Origin of the sequence: Variovorax raffinosi (genome assembly GCF_051216615.1) — a bacterium.
Taxonomy (GTDB): Bacteria; Pseudomonadota; Gammaproteobacteria; order Burkholderiales; family Burkholderiaceae_C; genus Variovorax.
This window is the reverse complement of the sequence record NZ_JBPJZR010000004.1, coordinates 218,470-241,586: the sequence shown is the minus strand read 5'-3', so window position 1 is coordinate 241,586 and position 23,117 is coordinate 218,470. Positions and strand designations below refer to the sequence as shown.

23 protein-coding genes and 1 pseudogene are annotated in these 23,117 nt (G+C 69.0%); 8 read left to right on the top strand and 16 right to left on the bottom strand.

The genetic code is table 11. The features are described 5' to 3' along the window. Positions 1-33 precede the first annotated feature (33 nt). Together ACSFB7_RS15255 and ACSFB7_RS15250 are read left to right on the top strand one after the other, a co-directional pair. Complete coding sequence (locus ACSFB7_RS15255; RefSeq protein WP_435471442.1) at positions 34-705, top strand: GntR family transcriptional regulator; 672 nt, start codon at positions 34-36, stop codon at positions 703-705. A gap of 73 nt (positions 706-778) precedes the next feature. Next, the gene (locus ACSFB7_RS15250; RefSeq protein WP_435471440.1) at positions 779-1,711 is read left to right on the top strand and encodes a fatty acid desaturase family protein; all 933 of its coding nucleotides are present in this window, start codon (positions 779-781) and stop codon (positions 1,709-1,711) included. Positions 1,712-1,721: 10 nt separating this feature from the next. Here the strand turns inward: ACSFB7_RS15250 and ACSFB7_RS15245 are convergent. Further along, positions 1,722-2,608: pseudogene (locus ACSFB7_RS15245) on the bottom strand (EamA family transporter). Positions 2,609-2,727: 119 nt separating this feature from the next. On the opposite strand from ACSFB7_RS15245, the gene ACSFB7_RS15240 reads away from it, so the two are divergent. Beyond that, on the top strand, positions 2,728-3,624 hold the full coding sequence (locus ACSFB7_RS15240; RefSeq protein ID WP_435471438.1) for a LysR family transcriptional regulator: 897 nt from the start codon (positions 2,728-2,730) through the stop codon (positions 3,622-3,624). Here ACSFB7_RS15240 and ACSFB7_RS15235 read toward each other — a convergent pair. The 5 genes from ACSFB7_RS15235 to ACSFB7_RS15215 all read right to left on the bottom strand — a co-directional run bounded on the left by ACSFB7_RS15235 (position 3,552) and on the right by ACSFB7_RS15215 (position 7,016). Next, the gene (locus ACSFB7_RS15235) at positions 3,552-4,787 is read right to left on the bottom strand and encodes an acyltransferase family protein (RefSeq protein ID WP_435471436.1); all 1,236 of its coding nucleotides are present in this window, start codon (positions 4,785-4,787) and stop codon (positions 3,552-3,554) included. The genes ACSFB7_RS15240 and ACSFB7_RS15235 overlap by 73 nt on opposite strands. 35 nt (positions 4,788-4,822) lie before the next feature. After that, a complete protein-coding gene (locus tag ACSFB7_RS15230; protein ID WP_435471434.1) occupies positions 4,823-5,857 on the bottom strand; it encodes a MerR family transcriptional regulator in 1,035 nt (344 codons plus the stop codon). Positions 5,858-5,873: 16 nt separating this feature from the next. After that, a complete protein-coding gene (locus ACSFB7_RS15225) occupies positions 5,874-6,425 on the bottom strand; it encodes a hypothetical protein (protein WP_435471432.1) in 552 nt (183 codons plus the stop codon). 15 nt (positions 6,426-6,440) lie between these two features. After that, positions 6,441-6,764 carry a hypothetical protein gene (locus tag ACSFB7_RS15220; protein ID WP_435471430.1) on the bottom strand — a complete coding sequence of 108 codons (324 nt, stop codon included), beginning with the start codon at positions 6,762-6,764 and terminating at the stop codon, positions 6,441-6,443. A gap of 81 nt (positions 6,765-6,845) precedes the next feature. Next, positions 6,846-7,016 carry a hypothetical protein gene (locus ACSFB7_RS15215; RefSeq protein WP_172672148.1) on the bottom strand — a complete coding sequence of 57 codons (171 nt, stop codon included), beginning with the start codon at positions 7,014-7,016 and terminating at the stop codon, positions 6,846-6,848. Between the two features lie 59 nt (positions 7,017-7,075). Between ACSFB7_RS15215 and ACSFB7_RS15210 the strand changes: the two genes are divergently transcribed. Next, positions 7,076-8,566 carry an MATE family efflux transporter gene (locus tag ACSFB7_RS15210; protein WP_435471428.1) on the top strand — a complete coding sequence of 497 codons (1,491 nt, stop codon included), beginning with the start codon at positions 7,076-7,078 and terminating at the stop codon, positions 8,564-8,566. Here ACSFB7_RS15210 and dbpA read toward each other — a convergent pair. From dbpA to ACSFB7_RS15190, 4 genes are all read right to left on the bottom strand, one after another. Continuing rightward, positions 8,526-9,986 carry an ATP-dependent RNA helicase DbpA gene (gene dbpA / locus ACSFB7_RS15205; protein ID WP_435471426.1) on the bottom strand — a complete coding sequence of 487 codons (1,461 nt, stop codon included), beginning with the start codon at positions 9,984-9,986 and terminating at the stop codon, positions 8,526-8,528. The genes ACSFB7_RS15210 and dbpA overlap by 41 nt on opposite strands. Positions 9,987-10,090: 104 nt before the next feature. Then, a complete protein-coding gene (gene infA, locus ACSFB7_RS15200; protein ID WP_013544282.1) occupies positions 10,091-10,360 on the bottom strand; it encodes a translation initiation factor IF-1 in 270 nt (89 codons plus the stop codon). Positions 10,361-10,418: 58 nt separating this feature from the next. Beyond that, positions 10,419-10,685, bottom strand: a complete 267-nt coding sequence (locus tag ACSFB7_RS15195) for a hypothetical protein (RefSeq protein ID WP_435471884.1) — start codon at positions 10,683-10,685, stop codon at positions 10,419-10,421. A gap of 392 nt (positions 10,686-11,077) precedes the next feature. After that, complete coding sequence (locus ACSFB7_RS15190) at positions 11,078-12,331, bottom strand: MFS transporter (RefSeq protein ID WP_435471424.1); 1,254 nt, start codon at positions 12,329-12,331, stop codon at positions 11,078-11,080. Between the two features lie 85 nt (positions 12,332-12,416). On the opposite strand from ACSFB7_RS15190, the gene pdxR reads away from it, so the two are divergent. Together pdxR and ACSFB7_RS15180 are read left to right on the top strand one after the other, a co-directional pair. Next, positions 12,417-13,874, top strand: a complete 1,458-nt coding sequence (gene pdxR / locus ACSFB7_RS15185; RefSeq protein ID WP_435471422.1) for a MocR-like pyridoxine biosynthesis transcription factor PdxR — start codon at positions 12,417-12,419, stop codon at positions 13,872-13,874. Positions 13,875-13,995: 121 nt separating this feature from the next. Then, the gene (locus ACSFB7_RS15180; protein WP_435471420.1) at positions 13,996-15,081 is read left to right on the top strand and encodes a catalase family protein; all 1,086 of its coding nucleotides are present in this window, start codon (positions 13,996-13,998) and stop codon (positions 15,079-15,081) included. A gap of 4 nt (positions 15,082-15,085) precedes the next feature. Here ACSFB7_RS15180 and ACSFB7_RS15175 read toward each other — a convergent pair whose 3' ends face one another. Continuing rightward, positions 15,086-16,144 (bottom strand): sugar phosphate isomerase/epimerase family protein, encoded by a 1,059-nt coding sequence (locus ACSFB7_RS15175; protein ID WP_435471418.1) that lies wholly within the window; start codon positions 16,142-16,144, stop codon positions 15,086-15,088. Positions 16,145-16,281: 137 nt separating this feature from the next. On the opposite strand from ACSFB7_RS15175, the gene ACSFB7_RS15170 reads away from it, so the two are divergent. Next, positions 16,282-17,163 carry a gamma-glutamyl-gamma-aminobutyrate hydrolase family protein gene (locus tag ACSFB7_RS15170; RefSeq protein WP_435471416.1) on the top strand — a complete coding sequence of 294 codons (882 nt, stop codon included), beginning with the start codon at positions 16,282-16,284 and terminating at the stop codon, positions 17,161-17,163. A gap of 32 nt (positions 17,164-17,195) precedes the next feature. Here the strand turns inward: ACSFB7_RS15170 and ACSFB7_RS15165 are convergent, their stop codons facing one another. The 3 genes from ACSFB7_RS15165 to ACSFB7_RS15155 are packed head-to-tail and all read right to left on the bottom strand — an operon-like array spanning position 17,196 to position 21,222. Further along, on the bottom strand, positions 17,196-18,704 hold the full coding sequence (locus ACSFB7_RS15165) for a class I adenylate-forming enzyme family protein (protein WP_435471414.1): 1,509 nt from the start codon (positions 18,702-18,704) through the stop codon (positions 17,196-17,198). Between the two features lie 11 nt (positions 18,705-18,715). After that, a complete protein-coding gene (locus tag ACSFB7_RS15160; RefSeq protein ID WP_435471412.1) occupies positions 18,716-20,365 on the bottom strand; it encodes an acyl-CoA dehydrogenase family protein in 1,650 nt (549 codons plus the stop codon). Positions 20,366-20,391: 26 nt separating this feature from the next. Continuing rightward, positions 20,392-21,222: a thioesterase family protein gene (locus tag ACSFB7_RS15155; protein WP_435471410.1), complete on the bottom strand. Its 831-nt coding sequence runs from the start codon at positions 21,220-21,222 to the stop codon at positions 20,392-20,394. 72 nt (positions 21,223-21,294) lie between these two features. Here ACSFB7_RS15155 and ACSFB7_RS15150 point away from each other — a divergent pair, with 72 nt between their 5' ends. Then, positions 21,295-21,924 carry a TetR/AcrR family transcriptional regulator gene (locus ACSFB7_RS15150; RefSeq protein WP_435471408.1) on the top strand — a complete coding sequence of 210 codons (630 nt, stop codon included), beginning with the start codon at positions 21,295-21,297 and terminating at the stop codon, positions 21,922-21,924. Between the two features lie 13 nt (positions 21,925-21,937). Here the strand turns inward: ACSFB7_RS15150 and ACSFB7_RS15145 are convergent, their stop codons facing one another. Further along, the gene (locus ACSFB7_RS15145) at positions 21,938-22,123 is read right to left on the bottom strand and encodes a hypothetical protein (RefSeq protein ID WP_093242534.1); all 186 of its coding nucleotides are present in this window, start codon (positions 22,121-22,123) and stop codon (positions 21,938-21,940) included. Between the two features lie 121 nt (positions 22,124-22,244). After that, positions 22,245-23,117 (bottom strand): N-formylglutamate amidohydrolase, encoded by an 873-nt coding sequence (locus ACSFB7_RS15140; RefSeq protein ID WP_435471406.1) that lies wholly within the window; start codon positions 23,115-23,117, stop codon positions 22,245-22,247.

Sequence of the window (23,117 nt, the reverse complement as noted above, 5' to 3'; positions counted from 1 at the left end):
TCGCAGCAGCGGCATCCGCCGCAGAAGAAACCCATGGCCCCCCCGAAGAAGACCGACACCCGCCCACCGCCCAAGCGCCGCGCCGCCGACGTGGCCTACGACGCCATCGAGACCTTGCTGTCGACCATGCAGCTCGAACCCGGCAGCCAGATCGCCGAGGCCGACCTTGCCGACCGCACGGGCCTGGGCCGCACGCCGGTGCGCGAGGCGCTGATGCGCATGGTGTCGATCGGCCTCATCGTGCAGCAGCCGCGCCGTGGCCTGCTGGTGTCGACCATCGACCTGGCCGACCACCTCGACGTGATCCAGACCCGGCGCGTGCTCGAACTGCTGATTGCCGCCTGCTCGGCGCGCCGCGCCACCGCATTGCAGCGCACGGCCATCGTGCGCTGCGCCGAGGCCATGGTCGAGGCCGCAGGCCGTGGCGACCTCAACGACTACATGAAGGCCGACCGCGCGCTCGACCTCGTCAACCACCAGGCCAGCCACAACGACTCGGCGGTGAAGGCGGTGGTGCCGCTCATCGTGCAATGCCGCCGCTTCTGGTACGCCTACCAGCACGAAGGCGAGATCGTCGAAGGCGCCAACGCGCACCTCGAACTGGCGCAGGGCATCGCGACCGGCGACGAGGCGGCGGCCATTGCCGGCGCCAATCGCCTCATGGACTACCTCGAAGTCTTCGCCCGCAAGATCATCGACAAGTAGGTCCAAGGGCTTCACTCGCACCTCGGGGAATTCCGCGTGTTCCCCCGCACCCATGCGGCGCATACTGGCCCGCATGGCCGCCGCACCCCGAGCCCAACCCGAAGATTTCTTCTCCACCCAAGAGTGGCAGGCGCTCACCACGCGCTCGTCATGGAAGGGGCTGTGGCTGGTGGTGCATTGCTGGGGCGTGATCGGCGCCGCGATGCTCGTGGGCATCGTGTGGCCGTGGACCATCGCGCTCATGGTGCCGATCGTCGGCACGCGGCAGTTGGGCCTGTTCATCCTCATGCACGATGCCGCGCACGCGGGCCTGCACCGCAACCGCAAGGTCAACGACTGGGTCGGGTACTGGCTGTGCTCGTCGACGCTGCGCGACTACCGGCCCTACCACCTGCAGCACCACCGCTTCGTGCAGCAGACCGAAGACCCGGACCTCGTGCTGTCGGCGCCCTTTCCGATCACGCGTGAATCGATGTGGCGCAAGGTCGTGCGCGACCTGAGCGGGCAGACCTTCTACAAGCAGCGCTTCGGCCACATCGCCGAAGGCATCCGCAAGCGTGCGCCAGGCGAGTCCGCGCTGAAGGTGTTCGGCCGCGAGATCGCGAAAGACCGGCGCTTTCTCATCGCCAACGGGCTCGGCTTCCTGGCGTTCGCGCTCGCTGGCTATTGGTGGGCCTGGCTGCTGATGTGGCTGCTGCCGATGGCGACATGGCTGCCGCTCGTGAGCCGCGTGCGCAACATCGCCGAGCATGCGCTGGTCGCGCAGAACGAGGCCGATCCGCTGCGCCAGGCGCGCACCACGCACGCCGGCTGGCTCGAACGCATCTTCGTGGCGCCCTACTGGGTCAACTACCACTGCGAGCACCACATGTTCACCAACCTGCCCTGCTGGGCCTTGCCGAAGGCGCACCGCCTGCTGCAGCGCCAGGGCGCGACGGCGCGGATGGAAGTGCAGCCCGGCTACCTGAGCCTGCTCAGGCGCGCGACCTCGCCCCAGCCCGCCTGACGCCGCTTGGTCAGCGAGCTGCAGGCGCTGCACGCACCAGCGGCTGCGCGCCACGCTGCGCCTGCTGGCTGAGCCAGATGCTCGCGATCACGATGGCGATGCCCACGATCTGCAGCACCGACAGGCGTTGCCCCAGCAGTGCCCAGCCGAGGATCACGGCAGTCACCGGGCTCAGGAAGGCCAGCGGCGCGATGGCCGAAGGCTCCAGCCGCGCCACGCCACGGAACCAGACGATGTAGGTCAGCGCGGCACCGACCAGTCCGAGCCAGGCAAAGCCGATCCAGTTGGTCAGGCTGAGCGCGGGCAGCGGCGGCTCCAGCAGCAGCGCCACCGGCAACAACAGCAGGCCACCGGCGGTCAGTTGCCATGCGGTGAAGACCAGCGCCGACACCGGTGGCTGCCAGCGCCGGCTGAGCACCGTGCCGAAGGCCATCGACACGGCCGCTGCGATGGCGCCGCGATGCCGATGCCGTCGAGCGCGGCATTCGGCGTCAGCACCAATAGCGCGACGCCACCAATGCCGATGACCGCCGCAGCCACCGACAGCGCACGCACCGGCGAGCCCAGGAAGACGCTCGCAAGGAACACCACGAGCAGCGGCTGCACCGAGGTGATGGTCGCGGCCACGCCGCCCGGCAGCCGGTAGGCCGCGAGGAACAGCATCGCCCACAGGATCGAGAAATTCAGCGCACCCAGGATGAAGATGCGCCCCCACCACGCCCGCTCGGGCAGCCTGCGCACGATCAGCAGGAGCAGCAACCCGGCCGGCAGCGCGCGCAGCAGCGCGACCGTCAGCGGGTAGTTCGCCGGCAGCAGCTCGGTGGTGACGATGTAGGTGCTGCCCCAGATGGCCGGCGCGGCAGCGGTAAGAAGGACGTCGGTGGCGCGGCTGGTCATGGCGGGCTCTCTTTGCTTTGAATGGCGGTATGTGTGTGCCGTCAAATCTAGTCAATTGACCATCGGTTGTGAATGACTGAATAATGAATTGATTCTTTACCTTCAGTCGTGAATCAAGCGTGGACCATCTCACCGCCCTCAAGGTCTTCCGCACCACCGCGAGCACCGGCAGCTTTGCCGGCGCAGCGCGGCAGTTGGGGCTGTCGGCCGCGGCCGTCAGCAAGAACATCGCGGAGCTGGAGGCACACCTGAAGGTGCGGCTCATCAACCGCACCACGCGCAGCATGAGCCTGACCGAAGCGGGCGCGGCGTACCACGAGCGGCTGTCGCGCATCCTGGACGACCTCACCGAAGCCGACGCCGCGCTCGCGCCCATGGGCAGCAGCCCCGGCGGCGTGCTGCGCGTGAGCGCGCCGCTGACCTTCGCGCTGACCTGCATCTCGCCGCACATCCCGGCCTTCATGGACCGCTACCCGAACCTGCGGCTTGAGTTGAACCTGCAGGACAGCCGCACCGACCTGATCGGCGAGGGCTACGACCTGGCGATTCGCGGCAGCGACCGGCTCGAAGACTCCAGCCTCGTCGCGCGCGAGCTGATGACCATGACGCACGTGCTGTGCGGCGCGCCCGCGTACTTCGCCACCGCCGGCCGGCCCGCGCAGCCCGAAGACCTGAAGGCCCACAACTGCGTGCAGTTCACGCTGTCGGGCCATGCGAACAAGTGGACCTTCAGCCGCGCCGGCCGCAGCGTGGCCGTGGCCATCGACGGGCGCTACAAGGTCAGCTCCAGCATCGCGGTGCGCGACGCGCTGCTGGCCGGCTTCGGGCTCAGCCTCGTGCCGCGCATCTATGTCGAGCAGCAGTTGGCCGAGGGCCGGCTCGAAGCGGCGCTGGGCGACTGGGAGGCCGACAGGACGCCGGTCTACGCGGTCTACCCCTCGCGTCACTTGGCGGCCAAGACGCGCGCCTTCGTCGACTTTCTGGTCGAGCGTTTTTCTTCCTCTTCTTTGCGCTGACCGTTCAGCAGCCGCCCGATGGGCGTGTGCCGCACCAGCAGTTGGTAGCTGGCGAGCGCCATGAGCGAGGTGGCCGCGATGTTCAGGCCCATCTTCGCGACCGCGCCGAGGGGCGCGTTGAACAGCAGGATGCCAAAGCCGATGGTGCCCAGCATGTGCACCAGGTACACCCAGTACGAGCTTTGCGAGAGGTACGCGAGCACCGCGCTCTGGCGCGGCAGGTAGCGCACGAAGCCGCCGATCAGTGCCAGGCTCCAGAGCCATGAAGTCGCGTTGTAGGCGAAGGCGATCCAGAACTCGGGGTGCGGCAGGTGATACGGGCCGTTGGCCTTCGACAGGCCCAGCAGCACCACGGTCGCCACGAAGAAGGCCAGCCCGGCCAGCGCATGCCCCTTGCAGCGTGCCGCGAACAGCGCCAGCAGGCGATCCTGTTGCGCGAACAGATACCAGCCGAACGCGAAGAACAGCCCGCTCTGCACCCACTCGGCGAGCGGCGGCAGAAACGAACTGCTGCCCGCCACGATGCCCGACGGATAGAACGAGCCGGTGAAAGCCAGCGGCAGCGCGAGCACCGCGAAACCCCAGCGGCGCGACGCCAGCCCGGTGAAGCCGCGCGCGAGCGTCTCGCGCAGCCGCGCCGGCACGAAGCGCTGCAGCCGCACGCCGGCCCAGGCCATCACGCTGAGCCAGAACAACTGGTACAGGAACCACAGGTGCATCGTGTTGAAGGGCGAGCCGCCCGGCTGGCGCGCGGGCGTCAGCGCGGTGTCGATGCCCGGCACGCCGCGCACCGTCAGGTGGATGTAGACCATCGCAAGCACGGTGGTCAGCACGAACAGCGGCGGCCAGAACAGCGCGAAGGGCAGCGCCAGCCGCAGGCCGCGGTTCTTCAGCATGCCGTCCGCACCGCGCCGCTCGACCAGCAGCGCGACGAAGAAGCCGGCCAGCACGAAGAACACCGGCATGCGAAAGCTGTGGATGAAGATCAGCAGCAGGTTGGCCACCGGCGATGTCTGCGGGTCGCGCCAGGGCAGCGGCGAGTCGGCAAGGGTGATGTGGTTGATCGACACGTGCAGCACGATGCCGAGCCACATCATCAGGGCGCGCAGGTTGTCGAGCGCGTGGAGCCGTTGGGGTAGGTGTGGTGTGTGTGCGTTGTTCATGGAGGCCGACTGTTGGGCCTCACGCAACGTCAGGGTCAAGCGGGCGTCGGGCCGGGCGACGGATTTTTTTGCTGGAGCACGGCGATGGCCTGCAGCAGGTAGTCGCGCACCTCGGGGCCGACCACGGCGGCGGCCTGCAGCACCGGCTCCATGGCCATGGCCTTCATGAGCCGCGCGGCCAGCGCCGGATCGTGGTCGGTGAAGGCATCGAAGAGCCGCACCCAGGCGAGCGCGATGGCCTGCACCGCCGCGTCCCCGGGCGGCAGGTTGCGGACCTGAAGCGCGGCGAGTTCTTCGCCGAGGCGGCGCCATTCGTCTTCAGGCGGCTTGCCCAGGCGCGCGAAGTCCTCGGTGTCCAGGTGGCGCAGCAGCGCGGCCATGCGCAAGCCGATGGCCACGTCGATGTAGTCGATCAGTTCGGCCGGCGGCCCGTCGTCGCGCCGCGCCACCGGCTCGCGCCGGTACATCTCGCCCCAGCGCGTGACCAGGTCGTAGTTGCCGTCCATCCACTGGCCCATGAGGTTCATCCAGCGGTTGGCGAGCGGCTGCGCCTCGAGCGCATCGGCGGGCACGCCACGCGCCATCAGCGAGGCCACGTCGGCGATGAGCGGCGGCCACTGGCCGGCCACCGCGTTCCAGTTGGCCATCAGCGACTTGATCTCGGCGGGGCTGAAGTAGCGGCCGTAGGCGGTCATCTGCTCGAGCGTGGCGAGCCAGTCCTTCATGTCGGGTTGGGCGCCTTCGGCGAGCCGCTCTTCGAGCAGGGCGAGCCGCTCGCGCAGCACCGTGGCCTGGGCGATCTGCTGGTCCAGCGATGCGATCTGGCGCTGGATGATCGTGGGCAGCGAGCCGCTTTCGGCACTGAGCAGTCCGCCGATTTCCGCCAGCGGAAGCCCCAACAATCGCAGCGCCTGGATGGCGTGCAGCCGGCCGATGTCAGCGGCGTTGTAGAGCCGGTAGCCGGCCTCCGAACGCGCCGAGGGCGCGAGCAGGCCGATGGCGTCGTAGTGGTGCAGCGTGCGCACCGTGAGGCCGGTGTGTTTGGCGAGTTCGCCGACTTTGAGCAGCACCAGGGGCTCCTTGGAATCAGCGTTGAAGGCGGATCATCTCGTAGCCACGCGCGTCGGGCAGCGCGTCGACCACTTCTTCCGTGGCTTCCTGCCCGGTCGCGAAACGATAGACGAGGTAGCGCTTGCGCGTTTCGATCCGTCCGCCGGGCGGGAACACGATCAGGCGGTCCTTGGGGCCGAGGTACAGCCAGCCGGGCGCGTTGCGCTCGGCGAAGGCGAGCTGCGCGAAGCGGCCCGTGCGCGGTTCATGAAGAACGACCAGCCCTCTCGGATAGCCCGCCGACATGAACTCGCCCTGCAGCACCATCGCGCGCTGGCGCTTGCCTGCACATTGCACGCGCACACCGGCACCGCGCGAATCGTCGGGCTCGCCATCGAACAGCGGGTGCGGTGCCGCCCGGCCTTGTGCCAGGTGATAGACGGCGGTGTCGGCGATGGGATGGTCGCGCGAGACTGTCACGACGGCATCTGGTCCGTTGCCCAGCGCGCACGACATGGGCATGCGGCCAGCCAGCGCGGGAAGCGAAAAGAGCGAGGACACAAGCAATGCCGCGGCAACGCGTTGCATGGCCGTGTCCGTGGCTCAGTCTTCGGCAGGCGCCGGCTCTTCCGGGCCTTCCCAGCCCAGCAGCTCGGCCAGCCGCTGCACGATCCATCCGGCTTCGGCGGGCGACACGCCGGCTTCGGGCGTCGCCAGCCCGGCGTGGATGCGTCGCAGGATCTCGCTTTCGACCGGCACCTCGGTGTGGTGCTGGATCTGCGCGTGGCCCACGAGGTGGTTGGCGAGGTCTTCGCAGATCTCGTAGCGCTCGCGCACCACGCCGATCGGTTCGCTCAGACGCTGGCGGGCATCGCTGTAGACCGCGAAGAACGAGGGCGGGATGAAGATCTGGTTGTCGTCGGACATGGCAGTCTTATGGCTGGCCCAATGACAAAACGCGCCCGAGGGCGCGTTCGTCGTGGCTCCGGGGAGCCATCGGGGGCTGGATCAGCCGCCCTTCTTGGCGCGCTTGCCAGGGTTCTTCTTGCTGCGCGTTGCGGTGCCGCGTTCCAGGCTGACCTTCTGGCCGCCACCCGACTTGGGCAGCGTGTAGCCGGGCAGCGGCGTCGGCTTCGGGGTGGCAACGCGTTCGGCTTCGGTACGGAATGTCTTGGGCATGAAAAGCTCGGGTAAAAGTAATGTTCGAACCTGCAATTAGGCCACATCGAGGATTTCATATGCCAATAACCGAAACAGCGGGTGCGGCAGAGCGCCCGCGCTTCGTTTCGGGGTCGCTGCTGCGCCATGTTTGCGTGATGGCCGGCACCGCTGCCATCGGGCTGATCGCGGTGTTCGCGGTCGACCTGATCAACCTTTTCTACATCTCGCTGCTCGGGGAAAAGGCGACGGCCGCGGCGGTCGGCTTCGCGGGCGTGGTGGGCTTCTTTCATGCATCGCTGTGCATCGGGCTGACCATCGGCATCGCGGCGGTGGTGTCGCGCACCGTGGGCGCAGGCCGCAGCGGCGACGCGCGCCGTATCGCCACCGCGAGCCTGGTGCTGATGGCGGCGCTGTCGGTGGTGGTGGGCAGCGGCACGGCCTTCTTCCTGCATCCCGCGCTGCATGCGCTCGGCGCCGAGGGCGAGACGGCGCGGCTCGCGCAGCGTTACCTGGCGGTGACGGTGCACACGCTGCCCCTGCTGGGCATCGGCATGGCGTGTTCGGCGCTGCTGCGTTCGGTCGGCGATGCGCGCCGCTCGATGGTGGTCACGCTGGCGGCGGCCTTCGTGACGGCGGTGCTCGATCCGATATTGATCTTCGGTTTCGGCCTGGGGCTCGACGGCGCGGCCATCAGCGCGGTGGTCTCGCGCGCGGTGCTGGCGGCCATCGGGCTGCATGGCGTGCTGGTGAAGCACCACATGCTCGGGCGCTTCGATGCATCGCGGCTGGCTGGCGATGCGCGTGCGTTGGCGGGCGTGGCGGGGCCGGCGGTGCTGACGAACCTTGCCACGCCGGTGGGCGCGGCCTTCGTCACGCATGCCATTGCGCAGTTCGGCCCGTCGGCGGTGGCGGGCGCGGCCACCATCGACCGGCTGACGCCGGTGGCCTTCGGGCTGGTCTATGCGCTCAGCGGCGCGGTCGGGCCGATCCTGGCGCAGAACCTGGGCGCGGGCCAGTACCGCCGCGTGCAGGAAGGGCTGCGCGACAGCCTGCTGTTCATGGTGGCGTCGGTGGCCGTGGCATGGCTGGTGCTGGCGTTGGGACAGGGCGTGCTGATCCGCGCGTTCTCGGCCGAAGGCCAGGCGGCAGAGCTGATCTCGCTGTTCTGCACCTGGCTGGCGCCGAGCTTCTTCTTCGCGGGCGGGCTGTTCGTGGCGAACGCCTCGTTCAACAACCTCGGGCATCCGCTGCTGTCGACCGCGTTCAACTGGGGGCGCGCGACGATGGGCACGATTCCGTTCGCGTGGTGGGGCTCGCACCACGGTGCGGCTGGCGTGCTGGTCGGGCAGGCTGTGGGATCGTCGCTGTTCGGGTTGTTCGCCGTGGTGGTGGCGTTCCGGCTGGCCGCGAAGCTGGCACGGCAGCAGGCACCGGATGTGGCACCCGCACCGGTGCTCGATGCGCCGGTGGCGCCGACCTCGGCGCATGGCGAGGCCGCGGCGCTTGGCACGCCGCAGCCTCCGGCTGTTACTGGTCCAGGTCCTGCAGCGTCAGCAGCCGCACCCTGACCGACTTGCCCTTCACGCGCCCGCTCGACAGCTTGCGCACGGCTTCCTCGGCGATGGCGCGGTCGACCGCCACATAGGTCGAGAACTCGTTGACGTTGATCTTGCCGACCTGATCCTTGGCATAGCCGCAGTCGCCGGTCAGCGCGCCCAGCACGTCGCCGGCGCGGATCTTTTCCTTGCGCCCGCCCACGATCTGCAGCGTGGCCATCGGCGGCTGCAGCGGCTGGCCCTTGCCGGGCGTGAGCTCGGCCAGTTCGTGCCATTCGGATTCGCGGCCCTGCAGCTGTTCGATCTTTCCGACGCTGCCCATCTCGTTCATGCTGGCCAGGTTCAGCGCCAGGCCTTCGGCATCACCCGACTGGCCCACGCGGCCGGTGCGGCCGACGCGGTGGATGTGGATTTCGGAATCGGGCGTCACGTCGACGTTGATCACCGCTTCGAGCTGCGAGATGTCGAGCCCGCGCGCCGCCACGTCGGTGGCCACCAGCACCGAGCAACTGCGGTTGGAAAACTGCACCAGCACCTGGTCGCGCTCGCGCTGCTCCAGTTCGCCGAACAGCGCCAGCGCGCTGAAGCCCTGCGCCTGCAGCACCTCGACGAGGTCGCGGCACTGCTGCTTGGTGTTGCAGAAAGCCAGCGTGCTCACGGGACGGAAATGGTCGAGCAGCAGGCTCACGGTGTGCAGCCGCTCGCTGTCTTTCACTTGATACCAGCGCTGGCGGATCTTGCTGCCTTCGTGCTGGGCCTGCACCGTGATCTGCTGCGGGCTCTTCATGAACTGCTGCGCCAGCTTGGCGATGCCTTCGGGGTACGTGGCCGAGAACAGCAGCGTCTGGCGGGCCGAAGGGCACTGGCGCGCCACCTTCACGATGTCTTCGAAGAAGCCCATGTCCAGCATGCGGTCGGCTTCGTCCAGTACCAGCGTGTTGAGCGCCGAGAGGTCGAGGTTGCCGCGATCCAGGTGGTCCATGATGCGGCCCGGCGTGCCCACCACGATGTGCGCGCCGTGCTCCAGGCTGGCGTTCTGCCCGCGCAGCGCGACGCCGCCGCAGAGCGTGACCACCTTGATGTTTTCTTCCGCGCGCGCCAGGCGCCGGATTTCGGTCGTGACCTGGTCGGCCAGCTCGCGCGTGGGGCACAGCACCATCGCCTGGATGGCGAAGCGGCGTGCATTGAGGTTGGCAAGCAGCGCCAGGGCAAAGGCGGCGGTCTTGCCGCTGCCGGTCTTGGCCTGGGCGATCAGGTCCTTGCCGAGCAGCGCCGGCGGCAGCGCGGCCGCCTGGATCGGCGTCATCTGCGTGTAGCCGAGCTGCGTGAGGTTGGCCAGCATCTGGGGCGAGAGCGCCAGCGCGGCAAAGCCGTTGTCGGCGGCTGGGGCCTGGGCTTGCGGGCCGCCGGCTGTGGGATTGGTTGTGGTCATCGTTCAGCAGCCGGGAGGCCGGATGGGCCGGGGATGCGCAACAAAAACAAAAGCCTTGCCAGCGCCTTTTGCGAGGCGCCGCAAGGCTTTTCGTCAGTCGCGGATCAGCGGCGGGGTGAGTTGTTGCCGCCGGATGTCGGCGGCGGGCCGCGACGTTCCAGGTGACGGAAGGTGATACGGCCCTTGGTCAGGTCGTAAGGCGAGAGTTCGAGCGACACCTTGTCACCCGCCAGGATGCGGATGTGGTGCTTGCGCATCTTGCCGCCGCTGTAGGCGATCAGTTGATGGCCGTTGTCCAGCGTGACGCGGTAGCGCGAGTCGGGCAGGACTTCGGTCACTGCGCCGTTCATTTCGATCAGTTCTTCCTTGGGCATGTGTGATTACCTCTGAATCGTTCGATGTGTGTTGGAGATGAAATCGGGTGTGATTGTTTCAGCCCGCGCACGCAAGTGCGAGCGGAGCGTTGTGACTGCGCGGGCTGCGCTCGCGAACCCAGCAAAGGCCCTGGTCGAGGGCGTAGCGCACCGCGCTGGCATGGCTGGCAAAGCGCGGCGTGAAACGCATCACGCGGTCGTGCATGCCGCTGCCGTGGCCGGAGCGGATCGAGACGGAGGCGGCGAAATTGCCGTCGTCCTGATGTCGGATGAGCGGGGAAACAAGGTACTTGCCCACCGCGATACTGTGTTGAATGATGTCCATGGAGCCTTGGCGCAGCGCGTGAATGTAGAACAACGCGAAGAGCCTGAAAAATAATTGAAAACGGGCGTGGGCCGGCCGGAACGGCGCGGCGGACGCGCTATTCGCTTCAACAGGAACGAAGGCAGTGGTGGCAATCATGGGCGCCCGGTCTGGCGCTCCAACACACTGTGAAGCCGGCTGAAAGTGTGGGGGCCTGAAAAATCCAAGGGACAGTGCAGGTCAGCCGGCAATATGACGAAGTGCTTCGTCGTGGTATCGAAACGAACCCGCCATTATAGCTTGCGGGGCATGACAGTTGCTTGTCTTAAAAACAACGCTTGAATGAATCAGGCCTCTTGCGGCCGTCGCCCCTGCTTTGTTTGCTATCAAAAATATAGTGAATTGCGGCGCGATCAGGCGGCGGCCGGGGCAGCCGGGAGCGAATTCGCAGCCCGCGCCCTGCGTGCGGCGTGCAACAGCAGCATCAATCCCGCCAGTTGGCTGGCCCCGCCCACCCAGCCCACCGCGCTCACGCCGAACAGCTCGATGGCCGCGCCGCCCAGTGCCGAGCCCGCCGCAATGCCGAGGTAGATCGCCGAGGCGTGCAGCGACAGCGTCATCGGCGCGCGGTCGGGCGACAGGCGAATCAGCCGCACCGCCTGCGCCGGGCCGAAGCCCCAGCCGGCAAAGCCCCACAGTGCCGACAGGCCCACGATCAGCGGCAGTGCCAGCCCGTACGGCAGCATCTGCGCCGAGAACGACAGCCCGCCCAGGATCACGACCAGCATCAGCGCAAAGCCCTGCGCCATGCGGTCGGCGCCGAAGCGGTCGGTGGCCCAGCCGCCGGCCGCGGTGCCGAAGGCCGCCGCCACGCCGATGGCACCGAACACCGCGCTCACGCCCTGCGTCCCGAATCCCAGCGTGCCCGACAGGAACAGCGAAAGGTACGTGTAGAAGCTGAAGCCGCCCGTGGCCCAGAGCATGCTGACCAGCAACCCCGGCAGCACGCCCGGCTCGCGCGCCACGGCGAAGGCCGGCGTGCGTTCGGTCGCCACGGCCGTGGCCAGCGCCAGCTTGCGCGGCAGCCCGAACACCAGCCCCCAGGTCGCCAGCGCCGCCACCGCGGCGATCAGCAGGTAGGCCACGCGCCAGCCGCCCCAGCCAGCGATCCATGCGCCCAGCGGCACGCCGAGCGCCACTGCCAGCGTGCCGCCGCCGGTCACGATGGCCAGCGCCCGCCCGCGCAGCGCCGGCGAGACCATCGCCGCCGCCACCGCGCTCGCCGTCGGCAGGAACACGCCTGCCACCAGCCCGAGCGCCACCCGCGCCAGCGCCAGTTGCGCGAAGCCGTGCGCCATCGCCGCCGCCAGCGTCAGGCCCGAAAAGGCCGCGAGGCTGGCGATCAGCAACGGCCGCCGGCCGACGCGCGCGAACAGCGCGGCCATCAGCGGCGAGCCGATGGCGTAGCTCAGCGCGAACAGCAGCACCAGTTGGCCGGCCCGCGCGGCGCTGACCTGCAGGTCGGCCGCCAGCACCGGCAGCAGGCCGGCGACCATGAAGCTCTCGGTGCCGATGGCGAAAGCGCCCAGCGCGAGCCAGGCCAAGCCGAGGGGCAGTCGCCCGGCTTGCGGCTGCGGGGGTGTTGCGAGTTCGGTGGTGGTGTTCATGAAGGACTCCGTGCAATGGATGTTCCGAGGCCTTCAGAATAGGCTTGCAAGTGGCTCTTCAAAAGAACCACAATCAGCGAACATCATGGAGCCACTTTTCGAACTCGCGATCCGCCTGCCCGACAGCGGCTCGCGCGACCTGCTGCGCGAAGTGCACCGCCAGTTGCGCAGCGCCATCCTCGACGGCCGGTTGCAGCCCGGCGCCCGCCTGCCGGCCACGCGCGCGCTGGCGCTGCGCCTGGGCGTCTCGCGCAACACCGTGCTCGCGGCCTACGACCTGCTGCTGAGCGAGGGCTACCTGCTGGCACGTCCCGGCGCCGGCACCTATGTGGCCGACACCCTGCCGCAGTCGCGGCGCGGCCGCACCGCCAGGGGCATGGCCGCAAAACGCGATCAGCGCCTCGTGCCGCTGAATGTGCCGGGCGCCGACCTCGCACCCACCCTGCAACCGAGGCCTTCGCGCGACGACTTCCGCGTCGGCCTGCCCGACGTCGCCGCCTTTCCCTTCGACATCTGGCGCCGCCTGTCCGACCGCGCGCTGCGCCGCGTCGCACGCGAGCCGGCCGACTACGCCGACCCGCAAGGCCAGGCCGTGCTGCGCGAGGCCATCGCCAGGCATGTGTCGTTCACGCGCGCGGTCGGCTGCACGGCCGACGACATCGTCGTCACCGCCGGCGCGCAGCAGGCCTTCGGGCTGCTGGCGCGCATCCTCGTCGTGCCGGGGCGCACGGTGGTCGCGGTCGAAGAACTGTTCTATCCCTCGCTGCGCGAAGCCATGATGGCCGCCGGCGCGAAGGTGGTCACCGTGCCGACCGACACCGAGGGCCTGTGCGTGGAGCGCCTGCCGCCCGAGGCGCGCGTGATCTGCGTGACGCCCTCGCACCAGTTCCCCACCGGCGTGGCGATGTCGCCGCAGCGGCGCGCCGCGCTGCTGGCCTTCGCGCGGGCCCGCAACGCCGTCGTGATCGAGGACGACTACGACAGCGAATTCCGCTTCGCCGGCCGCCCGCTCGACGCGCTGCAGACGCTCGACCGCGCCGAGTCGGTCTTCTACGTCGGCACCTTCTCCAAGAGCCTGTTCCCCGCGCTGCGCCTGGGCTTCGTCGTCGCGCCGCCCTGGGCGCGCGCGGCGCTGGTGCGGGCGCGCGAACTGGCCGACTGGCACGGCCCGGTGCTCGGGCAGGAGGCGCTGGCGGCCTTCATCGCCGAAGGGCACCTGGCGCGCCACATCCGCAAGATGCGCAAGCTCTACGGCGCGCGGCGCAGCGCACTGCTGGCGGCGCTGGTGCGGCACGGCGCGGGCCGGCTGGAGCCGATCCCGTCCGATGCGGGGCTGCACCTGTCGGCCTGGCTGCGCGGCGACACGCGCGACCACACCGTGGTCGAGCGCGCCGCCGCAGTTGGCATCACGCTGCCGCCGCTCTCGCGCTTCGCGCTGGACCCGCTGGCGCCCGATGCACCCAACGGCCTGGCCTTCGGCTACGGGCTGATCGCCGAATCGCAGATCGACGGCGCGATCCGCCGGCTCGTGCAACTGCTCTGAGCGCCGTTCTTCCGCGCACGCATTGGCGCTGTGCTCCTACAAGGCCGCCCGTGGGCGCGCCGGATCGTGAGGCGTTGCAAGGCCCTCACGTCGAAGGCCGAAGGCAGAAGGAAGACCCACGATGAACAGCACCGCCACCCTTTCCGCCGCACCCGTTCGCTTCGACCCGTCCGTCGAGACGGTGGCCGATGACGAAGCCAAGACCCAGGCCGAGCTGGTCGCCACGCTGCTCGGCATGTCCAGGACCATGGCCGACCACACCGGCCATGCGGCGCGCAGCGTGCATGCCAAGAGCCACGGCCTGCTGCGTGGCGAGCTGCGCGTGCTCGACGGCCTGCCCGAGCCGCTCGCACAGGGGCTCTTTGCCGCGCCGCGCAGCTACCCGGTCGTGATGCGCCTGTCGACGCCGCCGGCCGAGATGCTGGACGACCGCGTCTCGCTGCCGCGCGGCATGGCGCTCAAGGTGCAGGGCGTCGAGGGCGAGCGGGTCGAAGGCGCGGAGGGCGGCAACACGCAGGACTTCCTGTTCGTCGACGGACCCGTATTCCCCGCGCCCGACGCCAAGGGTTTTCTCAAGAGCCTCAAGCTGCTCGCCGGCACCACCGACAAGGCGCCGAACGCCAAGCGCGTGTTGTCCAGCGTGCTGCAGGGCGTGGAGAAAGCCGTCGAGGCTGTCGGCGGGCAAAGCGGCACGCTGATCGCAATGGGCGGCCACCCCGAGACCCATCCGCTCGGTGCCACCTTCTTCACGCAGGTGCCGATGCGCCACGGCGCCTACATCGCCAAGCTGCAATTGGCGCCGGTGTCGCCCAATCTGCTGGCGCTCGAAGGCCAGGCCATCGACCTGCACGACAAGCCCGACGGCACGCGCGAGGCGGTGGTCGACCTGGTGCGGCAGCAGCCCGCCGAATGGGAATTGCGCGTGCAGTTGTGTACCGACCTGGAACGCATGCCCGTCGAAGACGCCTCGGTCGAGTGGCCGCAGGCGCTGAGCCCCTTCGTGGCCGTGGCGCGCATCCGCATCGGCCCGCAGGCCGGCTGGAGCGATGACCTGGCGCGCGAGATCGACGACGGCATGGCCTTCAACCCCTGGCATGCCTTGGCCGCGCACCGGCCGCTGGGCAATGTGATGCGTGCGCGCAAGGCGGCCTATGCGGCTTCGTCGAACTACCGCAGCGAACGCAACGGCTGCCCGTTGCACCGCTGAAGTTTCATCGGCCCAGGCCCAGCATCTTCCGGTTGGCCGTCACGTCGACGCCGCCGGCCGCGAAGTCGTCGAAGGCCCGGTCGGCCACGTGGATGATGTGATCGGCGATGAACTTTGCGCCTTCGCGCGCGCCGTCTTCCGGGTGCTTGATGCAGCACTCCCACTCCAGCACCGCCCAGCCCGGAAAGTCGTACTGCGCCATCTTCGAGAAGATCGCCTTGAAGTTCACCTGCCCGTCGCCCAGCGAGCGGAAACGCCCGGCCCGGTTGATCCAGCTCTGGAAACCGCCGTACACGCCCTGCTTGCCGCTCGGGTTGAACTCCGCGTCCTTCACGTGAAAGATCTTGATGCGCTCGTGGTAGTGGTCGATGTAGGCCAGGTAGTCGAGCTGCTGCAGCAGGAAGTGGCTCGGGTCGTACAGCAGGCAGGCGCGCGGGTGGTTGTTCACGCGCTCCAGGAACATCTCGTAGCTCACGCCGTCGTGCAGGTCTTCGCCGGGGTGGATCTCGTAGCCCACGTCCACGCCCACCGCGTCGAAGGCATCGAGGATCGGGCGCCAGCGGCGCGCGAGTTCATCGAAAGCTTCCTCGATGAGTCCGGGCGGGCGCGGCGGCCACGAATACAGGTAGGGCCAGGCCAGCGCACCCGAGAAGGTCGCGTGCGCCGTGAGACCCAGGTTGGCCGAGGCCCTGGCCGCGAAGTGCAGCTGCTGCACCGCCCATTGCTGGCGCGCGACCGGATCGCCGCGCACCTCGGGTGCCGCGAAGCCGTCGAAGCCCGCGTCATAGGCCGGATGCACCGCAACCAACTGGCCCTGCAGGTGCGTCGAGAGCTCGGTGATCTCCAGACCGTGGCTGGCGAGCGTGCCCTTCACCTCTTCGCAGTAGGTCTTGCTCTCGGCGGCCTTTTGCAGATCGAACAACCGTGCGTCCCAGCTCGGAATCTGCACGCCCTTGTAGCCCAGCCCGGCCGCCCATCCGGCAATGCCGTCGAGCGTGTTGAAGGGGGCGGTGTCTCCCGCGAACTGGGCCAGAAAAATGGCGGGGCCCTTGATGGTCTTCATTGGCTTGTCTTCCTTATTCGGTGGGGCGGCGTTGAAAGCATACTTGGCGTGTCGTCCGACCCCGTGCGAGAGGCCAACGCGCCACAATGGATTTTCCTTTTCGCACCTCTCGTTCAGTTCGCGCTGACCGCCAAGCGATGACACAACCTGTTTCCGCCCGGCTCAAGATCGGCCTGTCTGCCTGCTTCTCGCATGCCGACCCGGCCCGCTCGCTCTTCACCAACAAGACGCTGCAGTACGTCGAGCAATCGATCGCGCACTGGCTCATGTCGGCCGGCGCCATGGTCGTGATGGTGCCCTGCCCCACCGGCGAAACCGCGCGCGGTGACACCAAGCTGTCGCATTACGCCGAATGGCTCGACGGCGTGGTCATGCACGGCGGCGCCGACGTCTGGCCCGGCAGCTACGGCGAGGTGCCGCTGAAGGACGCATGGATCGGCGACCAGATCCGCGACCTGTACGACCTCGCGCTGGTCGAGGCCTTCGAGCAGGCCGGCAAGCCCATCTTCGGCGTGTGCCGCGGCCTGCAGCTCATCAACGTGGCCTTTGGCGGCACGCTCTACCAGGACATTGAGGCGCAGCACGACGGCGGCCTGCGGCACCGCGACCCGGTGACCTACGACCAGAACTTCCACGAAATCGAGATCGTGCAGGGCACGCGGCTGTCGAAGCTGTTCCCTGAAGTGAAGAGCGCGCGCGTCAACAGCATCCACCACCAGGGCGTGAAGGACATCGCACCGGGCTTCGACATCGAGGCCTGGAGCCTGCCCGACCGCGTGCCCGAGGCCATCCGCCGCCGGCCCGACAGGGGCCGCAGCTACATCGCCGCGACCCAATGGCACCCCGAGTTCCACAAGTACGGCAGCACCGAGACGGTCGACGACACGCCGATCCTGCATGACTTCCTGTGGGCCTGCGCCACCGCCAAGGTGGCGCCGCGTTCCTCGCTGCGCTCCAACACCGGCAAGATCCGCGACCGCGCGGCGCGCGTGCTGCGGCAGGCGCTGCTGCGGCGCTGAACGCTTCCTGAGGCCGGCTGCGAGGGCGGCCTTCAGGCCGGTTCGCGCAACAGGTGCTTGAGCAGCTTGCCCGTGGCCGTGCGCGGCAGCGCCTCGCGCACCTCGTAGACGCGCGGGATCTTGTAGCGCGCCAGCTTCTGTTCGAGAAAACGGAACAGCTCGCCCGCATCGAGCGCTCGGCCCGCGCGCGCCACCAGCACCGCCGTCACCGTTTCGCCCCACTCGGGATGCGGGCGGCCGATGACCGCCGCGTCCTGCACGTCGGGATGCGCGCCGAGCACGTCTTCCACTTCCTTCGAATAGACGTTCTCGCCACCCGTGATGATCATGTCGCGCAGCCGGTCGACGATGAACAAAAAGCCGTCTTCGTCCACCCGCGCGAGGTCGCCGGTGCGGTACCAGCCGTGCGCGTCGAAGGCCTCGGCCGTGGCCTGCGGGTTGTCGAGGTAGCCCTGCATCACCGCCGGCGAGCGCAGGTGGATCTCGCCGACCTCGCCCGCCGCGCAGCGCCGGCCGTCCGCATGGCGCAGTTCCACCGCCACGCCGGGCACGCCCGCGCGGCCGATGGAGCCGGCCTTCGCGATCGCGTCTTCCGCGTACAGCACCGTGCCCAGCGGGCCCGATTCGGTCATGCCGTAGACCTGCACGAAGCGGTCGCTGCGGTAGCTCTCGGCCAGCTTGCGCGCCATGTCGGCGCCCAGCGGGCCGCCGCCGTAGGCCCACAGGCGCATTGCGCTGAAGTCGTAGCCGGCCACGTCGGGCACCACCGACAGCGGCGCGAGAAAGGCGATCGGCGCGCCGAAGGTGAAGGTGATGCGCTCGGCCGCCAGCGTGTCGAGAAAGGCCTTGGGCGCGTACTCGCGCAGCAGCACCACGGTGCCGCCCATCAGCAGCGTGCCCAGCAGCCAGTTGTTGAGCGGCGATGAATGCCACACCGGCATCGCGATCAGCGTGCGCTCGTTGCGCGAGAGGGACATGCCGGCGGCAGTGCACACCGCCGCCATGAACACGTTCTGGTGGCTGTGCAGGCAGCCCTTGGGCTTGCCGGTGGTGCCCGAGGTGTAGAGGACCTGCGCGAGCACATCGCCCGCGGGCGCTGGTTCGTCGGGCAGCGGCGCGGCCTGCGCGAGCAGGTCTTCGAGCAGCGGCATGCCCTCGGCCGGGTTCTCGGTCGCGATCCAGCCGCAGCGGTGCGAGATACGCGCGGCCTGTGCCGCGAGCATGCCGTCGACCACGCACAGCCGCGCGCCCGAATGGGCCAGCATGTAGTCGATCTCCGGCGCCTGCAGTTTGTGGTTGACCGGCACCACCGCCGCGCCGAGGCGCCAGGCCCCGAACATCGCGATGACGAAGCCCGGCGAGTTGAAGCACAGCAGCGCCACCTTGTCGCCGGGGCCGATGCCCTGCGCACGCAGCACGGTCGCCGCGCGCCGCGTGAGGTCGGCCAGTTCGGCGTAGGTCCAGGCGCGGCCCGCCAGGCGCAGGCATTCCTTGTCGGGCTGGATGCGGGCGTGCTGGTCGAGAAGGGAAACGAAATCCATCCGTGCCGTCCTCAGTGCCAGGCGGCGCGCACCAGCGCGGCCGGGTCGCTGGTGCCGGCGCTGATGCCGGTGACCGGGCCCCAGTCGGGGTCGAAGCGGCTCGATACGAAGGCGGCCGAGGCCTCGACGCTCGCATGCGTCAGCATCAGGCAGGCCTGCGTCGCGCGCACCAGCCGCTGCGTGAAGCGGCGCGCCTGGCGCTCCAGTTCCTGCGGCGGCAGTTGCACCAGGCGGCGCAGCACGTCGATCTCGGTCTGCAGGCGCGGCTCGCCGGTGGCGATGTCCTGAAGCTGGTCGAGCACGAGGTGCACGTCGCCCGGGTTGCGCGAGACGGCGCGCAGCACGTCCAGGCACATCACGTTGCCCGAGCCTTCCCAGATCGAGTTGACCGGCGCCTCGCGGAACAGCCGGCCCATCGGGCCGTCTTCCACGTAGCCGTTGCCGCCGAAGACTTCCATCGCCTCGCCGGTGAGGGCCACCGCGCGCTTGCAGTTCCAGAACTTGGCGGCGGGCGTGAGCAGCCGGCGCCAGGCCGTGTCCAGCGGCGCGGCCGAACCGAAGCACGAGGCCAGCTCCATCGCCAGCAGCGTGGCACTTTCGGATTCGAGCGCCATGTCGGCCAGCAGCTCGGTCATCACCGGCTGGTCGACCAGCGCCTTGCCGAAGGCGAAGCGGTTGCGCGCATAGTGCGCGGCCTGCGCGAAGGCCTGCCGCATGAAGCCCGCGCTGGCGAGCGCGCAGTCAAGGCGGGTCACGGTCGCCATCTCGATGATGGTCGGGATGCCACGGCCCTCGTCGCCGACGCGCACGCCCCAGGCTTCCTTGAACTCCACTTCGCTGCTGGCGTTGGAGCGGTTGCCGACCTTGTCCTTCAGCCGCTGGATGTGAATGGCGTTCTTGCTGCCATCGGGCCGCCAGCGCGGCACGAAGAAGCACGACGAACCATGCTCGTCGGTCTTGGCCAGCACCAGGTGCCCGTCGCACATCGGCGCCGAGAAGAACCACTTGTGGCCGGTGATCAGGAACTCGTCGCCCCATGGGCCACTTGCCATGCTCCCCGCGGGCACCGCGCGCGTGGTGTTGGTGCGCACGTCGCTGCCGCCCTGCTTCTCGGTCATGCCCATGCCGACGGTCATCGAGGTCTTGCCACCCAGCGGGATGTCGCGCGCATCGTGCTCGTTCGACGCGAGCTTGGCGCTCAGGTCGCCGTACAGCGCGGCGTTGCGGCGCATCACCGGAATGCAGGCCTTGGTCATGGTGGTCGGGCAGGTCGAGCCCGACTCGATCTGGCTGTGCATGTAGAGCGAGGCGCCGTAGCCGACCCAGGCCGAGGGCCGTTCGTCGAAGAAGGGCAGGTTGGCGATGCCGTTGCGCCGGGCGATCGACATCATCGTGTGCCATGCCGGATGGAACTGCACCTGGTCGATGCGCTCGCCGATGCGCGAGTGCGTGTGCAGCTCGGGCTCGTGGCGATTGGCGTCCTCGGCGGCGCGCAGCGTGGCCTCGGCACCGTACTCCGCGCCCTGGCGCACCAGCTCGTCGTCGCGCCATGCGGCACCGCCACGCGCGACCGCGCGACGCAGCACGGGGTCGCTGGTGTAGACGTTGTAGTCCTTGAGTTCGGGAACCTGGTTGTCGGGGTGGATGCCGGTGGTGGTCATGTCTTGTCTCTCGGGTCGGTGTAGGTTCAAGCGGCGGCGCGTTCGCGCAGCACCAGCGTCTGGGTGGCGATGCCGATGGGGCCGCGCTCGTCGTACAGGTGGGACACGGTGAGGCCGGCGCCATCGCCGTGCGCCTCGGTGGTGGCGCGCAGGCCGATCCATTCGCCTTCGGGCGCGCGGAACAGGTTCAGGCTCATGTCGGCGTTGGCGAACAAAAAGCGATCGGGTGGCAGCACCCAGCTCAGGCCGTTGCCGAAGTCGGCGGCAGCCGCCGTCCGCATGGCGGGCGAGGTGGCCACGCCCTGCACCAGCGGCACCGCGAGGCGGAACCACGCGGCGCACGGACCCGGCCGGCTGGCGTCGCCTTGTGCCACGCGCGATTCCATGGCGGTCTGATAGAACGAAACGCCTTCGGGCAGGCCGGGAATGCGCACCCGGTCCTTGCAGTCCCGGGGCCGCTGCAGCAACGGGTGCGGCGATGCGCCCGGCAAGTCGGCCGGCAGCGTCAAAGGCTGTTGATGCAGCAGCAGCGCATGCGCCCGTGCCACGACCACATCGCCCGCCAGCAGGTCGATGCCCACGCGCACCGTGGCGCGCGACGACTGCACCTGCACGCGCGTGACCAGCGGCGCCACCGGCACCGGCCTGACCAGCTCGACCGTGAGCCGCGCGAGCAACCAGTCCGGCCCCGGCGCGGCACGTTCGGCCACATGCGCCAGCAGGCCGCAGGGCGCGCCGCCGTGTTGCGCGCGCGGGTCCCAGGGGCCGCGCGACAGTTCGCCGGGTTGCCAGGCGTCGCCTTGTCCGGTGTAGACGGCGGTGCTCGATTGCTCGGGGGCGGTGTCGGTGTGGGTCATTGCAGAATGCCGTTCGATGGGTCCAAAAATTCTAGGAACAACCGGGGTGCAAGGTGTTCGGGTTCGGCGGCGATGACCAGCGCCCGCACACCCGCCGCCGCCCCGAGGAGAAAGCCGCGCCAGTCCCGCGCGCGCCACACCTCGCAGGCGCTGCAGGAAGCCTTTGTTCGGCTTTTGGTCGAGCAGGGTTTTGCCGCCATCACCATCCGCGAGATCGTGGCGGTGGCCGGCACGGGGCTCGGCAGCTTCTATGAATACTTCGCGAGCAAGGACGACCTGGCGCGCGTGTGCCTGCACCTGCGCTCCAAGGCGCTGCTGCTGGACATGCGCGCGGCTATTGCCGCGCATGCGGGCCGGCCGTTGCGGGAGATCGTCGATGCGGTGATCGATGCGCAGATCGACGCGCACTGCGAACAGCCGCTGGCCTGGGGCGCGCACTACCTGCTGGAGCGGCACCTCTCCAGCCCCGAGGCCTATCGCAAGATGTACGACCGTTTCGTGGCCGAGTGGGTGGGCGTGCTCGATGCCGCCGGAGACCTGGCGGCCGATTGCCCGAAGAAGGAAGCGGCCCGCGTGTGCCAGACCATCATCTACGGCCTGGTCGCGCACACCCACATCGGCACGGGCGGGCGGCCCGACCTGCAGGCGCTGTCACGGCAGTTGCGTGGCGCGCTGCACGGCTACCTGGCCGGGGTGGCCTGATGAAGGGCCGGGATCAGCGCGACTGGGTCTTGTAGCCGCTGACGCCGGCGTCGATGGTGCCGAACACCGTGACGCCGCTGCCCGTCGAGGCCGGCGAAGACGACGAGCTGGCGCTCGCGCCCGACGAGCCCGTGCTGGCACAACCCGAGACCAGCAGGCCCATTGCGATGGCGAAAAAAGCTGCAATGAATGGCTTCACGGAAAACTCCAGGGGAATGGTGGGACTGCGGCCACTATAGGCCGCGGCCCTTTCCCGCCCTGTAACAACATGCCCGCAGTCAGCAGGGTTGTTGTGCAACCCGGCCGCCGTGGGGCATCGGTCAGCGCGGGTCGGTCGCCAGCAGCAGTTCGACCATCGACCGCAGATGTTCCTGCAGCCGCGCCGCGCTGGTGTCATTCAGCGCCAGCGTGGCCTCGTCCATGTAGAGCTTGCGGTTGATCTCGACCTGGATGCTGTGCCGGTTCCCGGCCGGCTTGCCGTGCCGGCGCACCAGCTCCACGCCCTTGTACGGGTGGTTGTAGTCCACGCTGTAGCCGAAGCCGCGCAGGTGCTCGCAGATCTTCTGCGACAGCGCAGGGTCGGCCGTGCTGCCGTCGCGGTCGCCGATCACGAAGTCGGCATGCGCCAGCCCCGGGAAGTCGGTGGCATGGCTGCCCGCAATGGCTGGCATCGAGTGGCAGTTGATGTGGATGCTGTAGCCGTGCCGCGCATGCGCGTCGTCGATGGCCTGCGCCACCGCCGCGTGGTACGGGCGCCAGCACTGGTCGATGCGCTGGCGCACCTCGTCCACCGTGAGCGGCCGGTCGTAGATCGGCAGGCCTTCGTCGGTGAGCTTCCAGATCAGGCCCTTGCCCAGGCGCACCTTCGACAGCACGCGCGGATCGGTCGACACCGGGTCGGTCCAGGCGCCGTCCAGCATCGTGGTGTCGATCTCGCTCATGTCGCGGTTGGCATCGAGGTAGCTGCGCGGAAAGTGCGCCTCGACCCAGGCCGCGCCCATGGCGGGCGCGAAGGCATAGAGCTTCTCGACGTGCGTGTCCTCGGCCCGGCGCAGCGTGGCGAGGTCGCACACCGGCTGGAAGTCCTCGGGGTAGACCGTGCCGCTGTGCGGCGAGTCCAGCACCAGCGGCGTGTGCCCGGCGACGCTCGTCACCTGGGCGCGGGTTTGAATCAGTTTCAGAACTGGATGCAT

What these genes read in the sequence shown, in the direction of transcription:
- ACSFB7_RS15255 (WP_435471442.1), top strand. Translation starts at nt 34, where the DNA reads ATGGCCCCCCCGAAGAAGACCGACACCCGCCCACCGCCCAAGCGCCGC.
- ACSFB7_RS15250 (WP_435471440.1), top strand. Translation starts at nt 779, where the DNA reads ATGGCCGCCGCACCCCGAGCCCAACCCGAAGATTTCTTCTCCACCCAA.
- ACSFB7_RS15235 (WP_435471436.1), bottom strand. Translation starts at nt 4,787, where the DNA reads ATGAACAACGCACACACACCACACCTACCCCAACGGCTCCACGCGCTC.
- ACSFB7_RS15225 (WP_435471432.1), bottom strand. Translation starts at nt 6,425, where the DNA reads ATGCAACGCGTTGCCGCGGCATTGCTTGTGTCCTCGCTCTTTTCGCTT.
- ACSFB7_RS15220 (WP_435471430.1), bottom strand. Translation starts at nt 6,764, where the DNA reads ATGTCCGACGACAACCAGATCTTCATCCCGCCCTCGTTCTTCGCGGTC.
- ACSFB7_RS15215 (WP_172672148.1), bottom strand. Translation starts at nt 7,016, where the DNA reads ATGCCCAAGACATTCCGTACCGAAGCCGAACGCGTTGCCACCCCGAAG.
- ACSFB7_RS15210 (WP_435471428.1), top strand. Translation starts at nt 7,076, where the DNA reads ATGCCAATAACCGAAACAGCGGGTGCGGCAGAGCGCCCGCGCTTCGTT.
- dbpA (WP_435471426.1), bottom strand. Translation starts at nt 9,986, where the DNA reads ATGACCACAACCAATCCCACAGCCGGCGGCCCGCAAGCCCAGGCCCCA.
- infA (WP_013544282.1), bottom strand. Translation starts at nt 10,360, where the DNA reads ATGCCCAAGGAAGAACTGATCGAAATGAACGGCGCAGTGACCGAAGTC.
- ACSFB7_RS15195 (WP_435471884.1), bottom strand. Translation starts at nt 10,685, where the DNA reads ATGGACATCATTCAACACAGTATCGCGGTGGGCAAGTACCTTGTTTCC.
- ACSFB7_RS15190 (WP_435471424.1), bottom strand. Translation starts at nt 12,331, where the DNA reads ATGAACACCACCACCGAACTCGCAACACCCCCGCAGCCGCAAGCCGGG.
- pdxR (WP_435471422.1), top strand. Translation starts at nt 12,417, where the DNA reads ATGGAGCCACTTTTCGAACTCGCGATCCGCCTGCCCGACAGCGGCTCG.
- ACSFB7_RS15180 (WP_435471420.1), top strand. Translation starts at nt 13,996, where the DNA reads ATGAACAGCACCGCCACCCTTTCCGCCGCACCCGTTCGCTTCGACCCG.
- ACSFB7_RS15175 (WP_435471418.1), bottom strand. Translation starts at nt 16,144, where the DNA reads ATGAAGACCATCAAGGGCCCCGCCATTTTTCTGGCCCAGTTCGCGGGA.
- ACSFB7_RS15170 (WP_435471416.1), top strand. Translation starts at nt 16,282, where the DNA reads ATGACACAACCTGTTTCCGCCCGGCTCAAGATCGGCCTGTCTGCCTGC.
- ACSFB7_RS15165 (WP_435471414.1), bottom strand. Translation starts at nt 18,704, where the DNA reads ATGGATTTCGTTTCCCTTCTCGACCAGCACGCCCGCATCCAGCCCGAC.
- ACSFB7_RS15160 (WP_435471412.1), bottom strand. Translation starts at nt 20,365, where the DNA reads ATGACCACCACCGGCATCCACCCCGACAACCAGGTTCCCGAACTCAAG.
- ACSFB7_RS15155 (WP_435471410.1), bottom strand. Translation starts at nt 21,222, where the DNA reads ATGACCCACACCGACACCGCCCCCGAGCAATCGAGCACCGCCGTCTAC.
- ACSFB7_RS15150 (WP_435471408.1), top strand. Translation starts at nt 21,295, where the DNA reads ATGACCAGCGCCCGCACACCCGCCGCCGCCCCGAGGAGAAAGCCGCGC.
- ACSFB7_RS15140 (WP_435471406.1), bottom strand. Translation starts at nt 23,117, where the DNA reads ATGCATCCAGTTCTGAAACTGATTCAAACCCGCGCCCAGGTGACGAGC.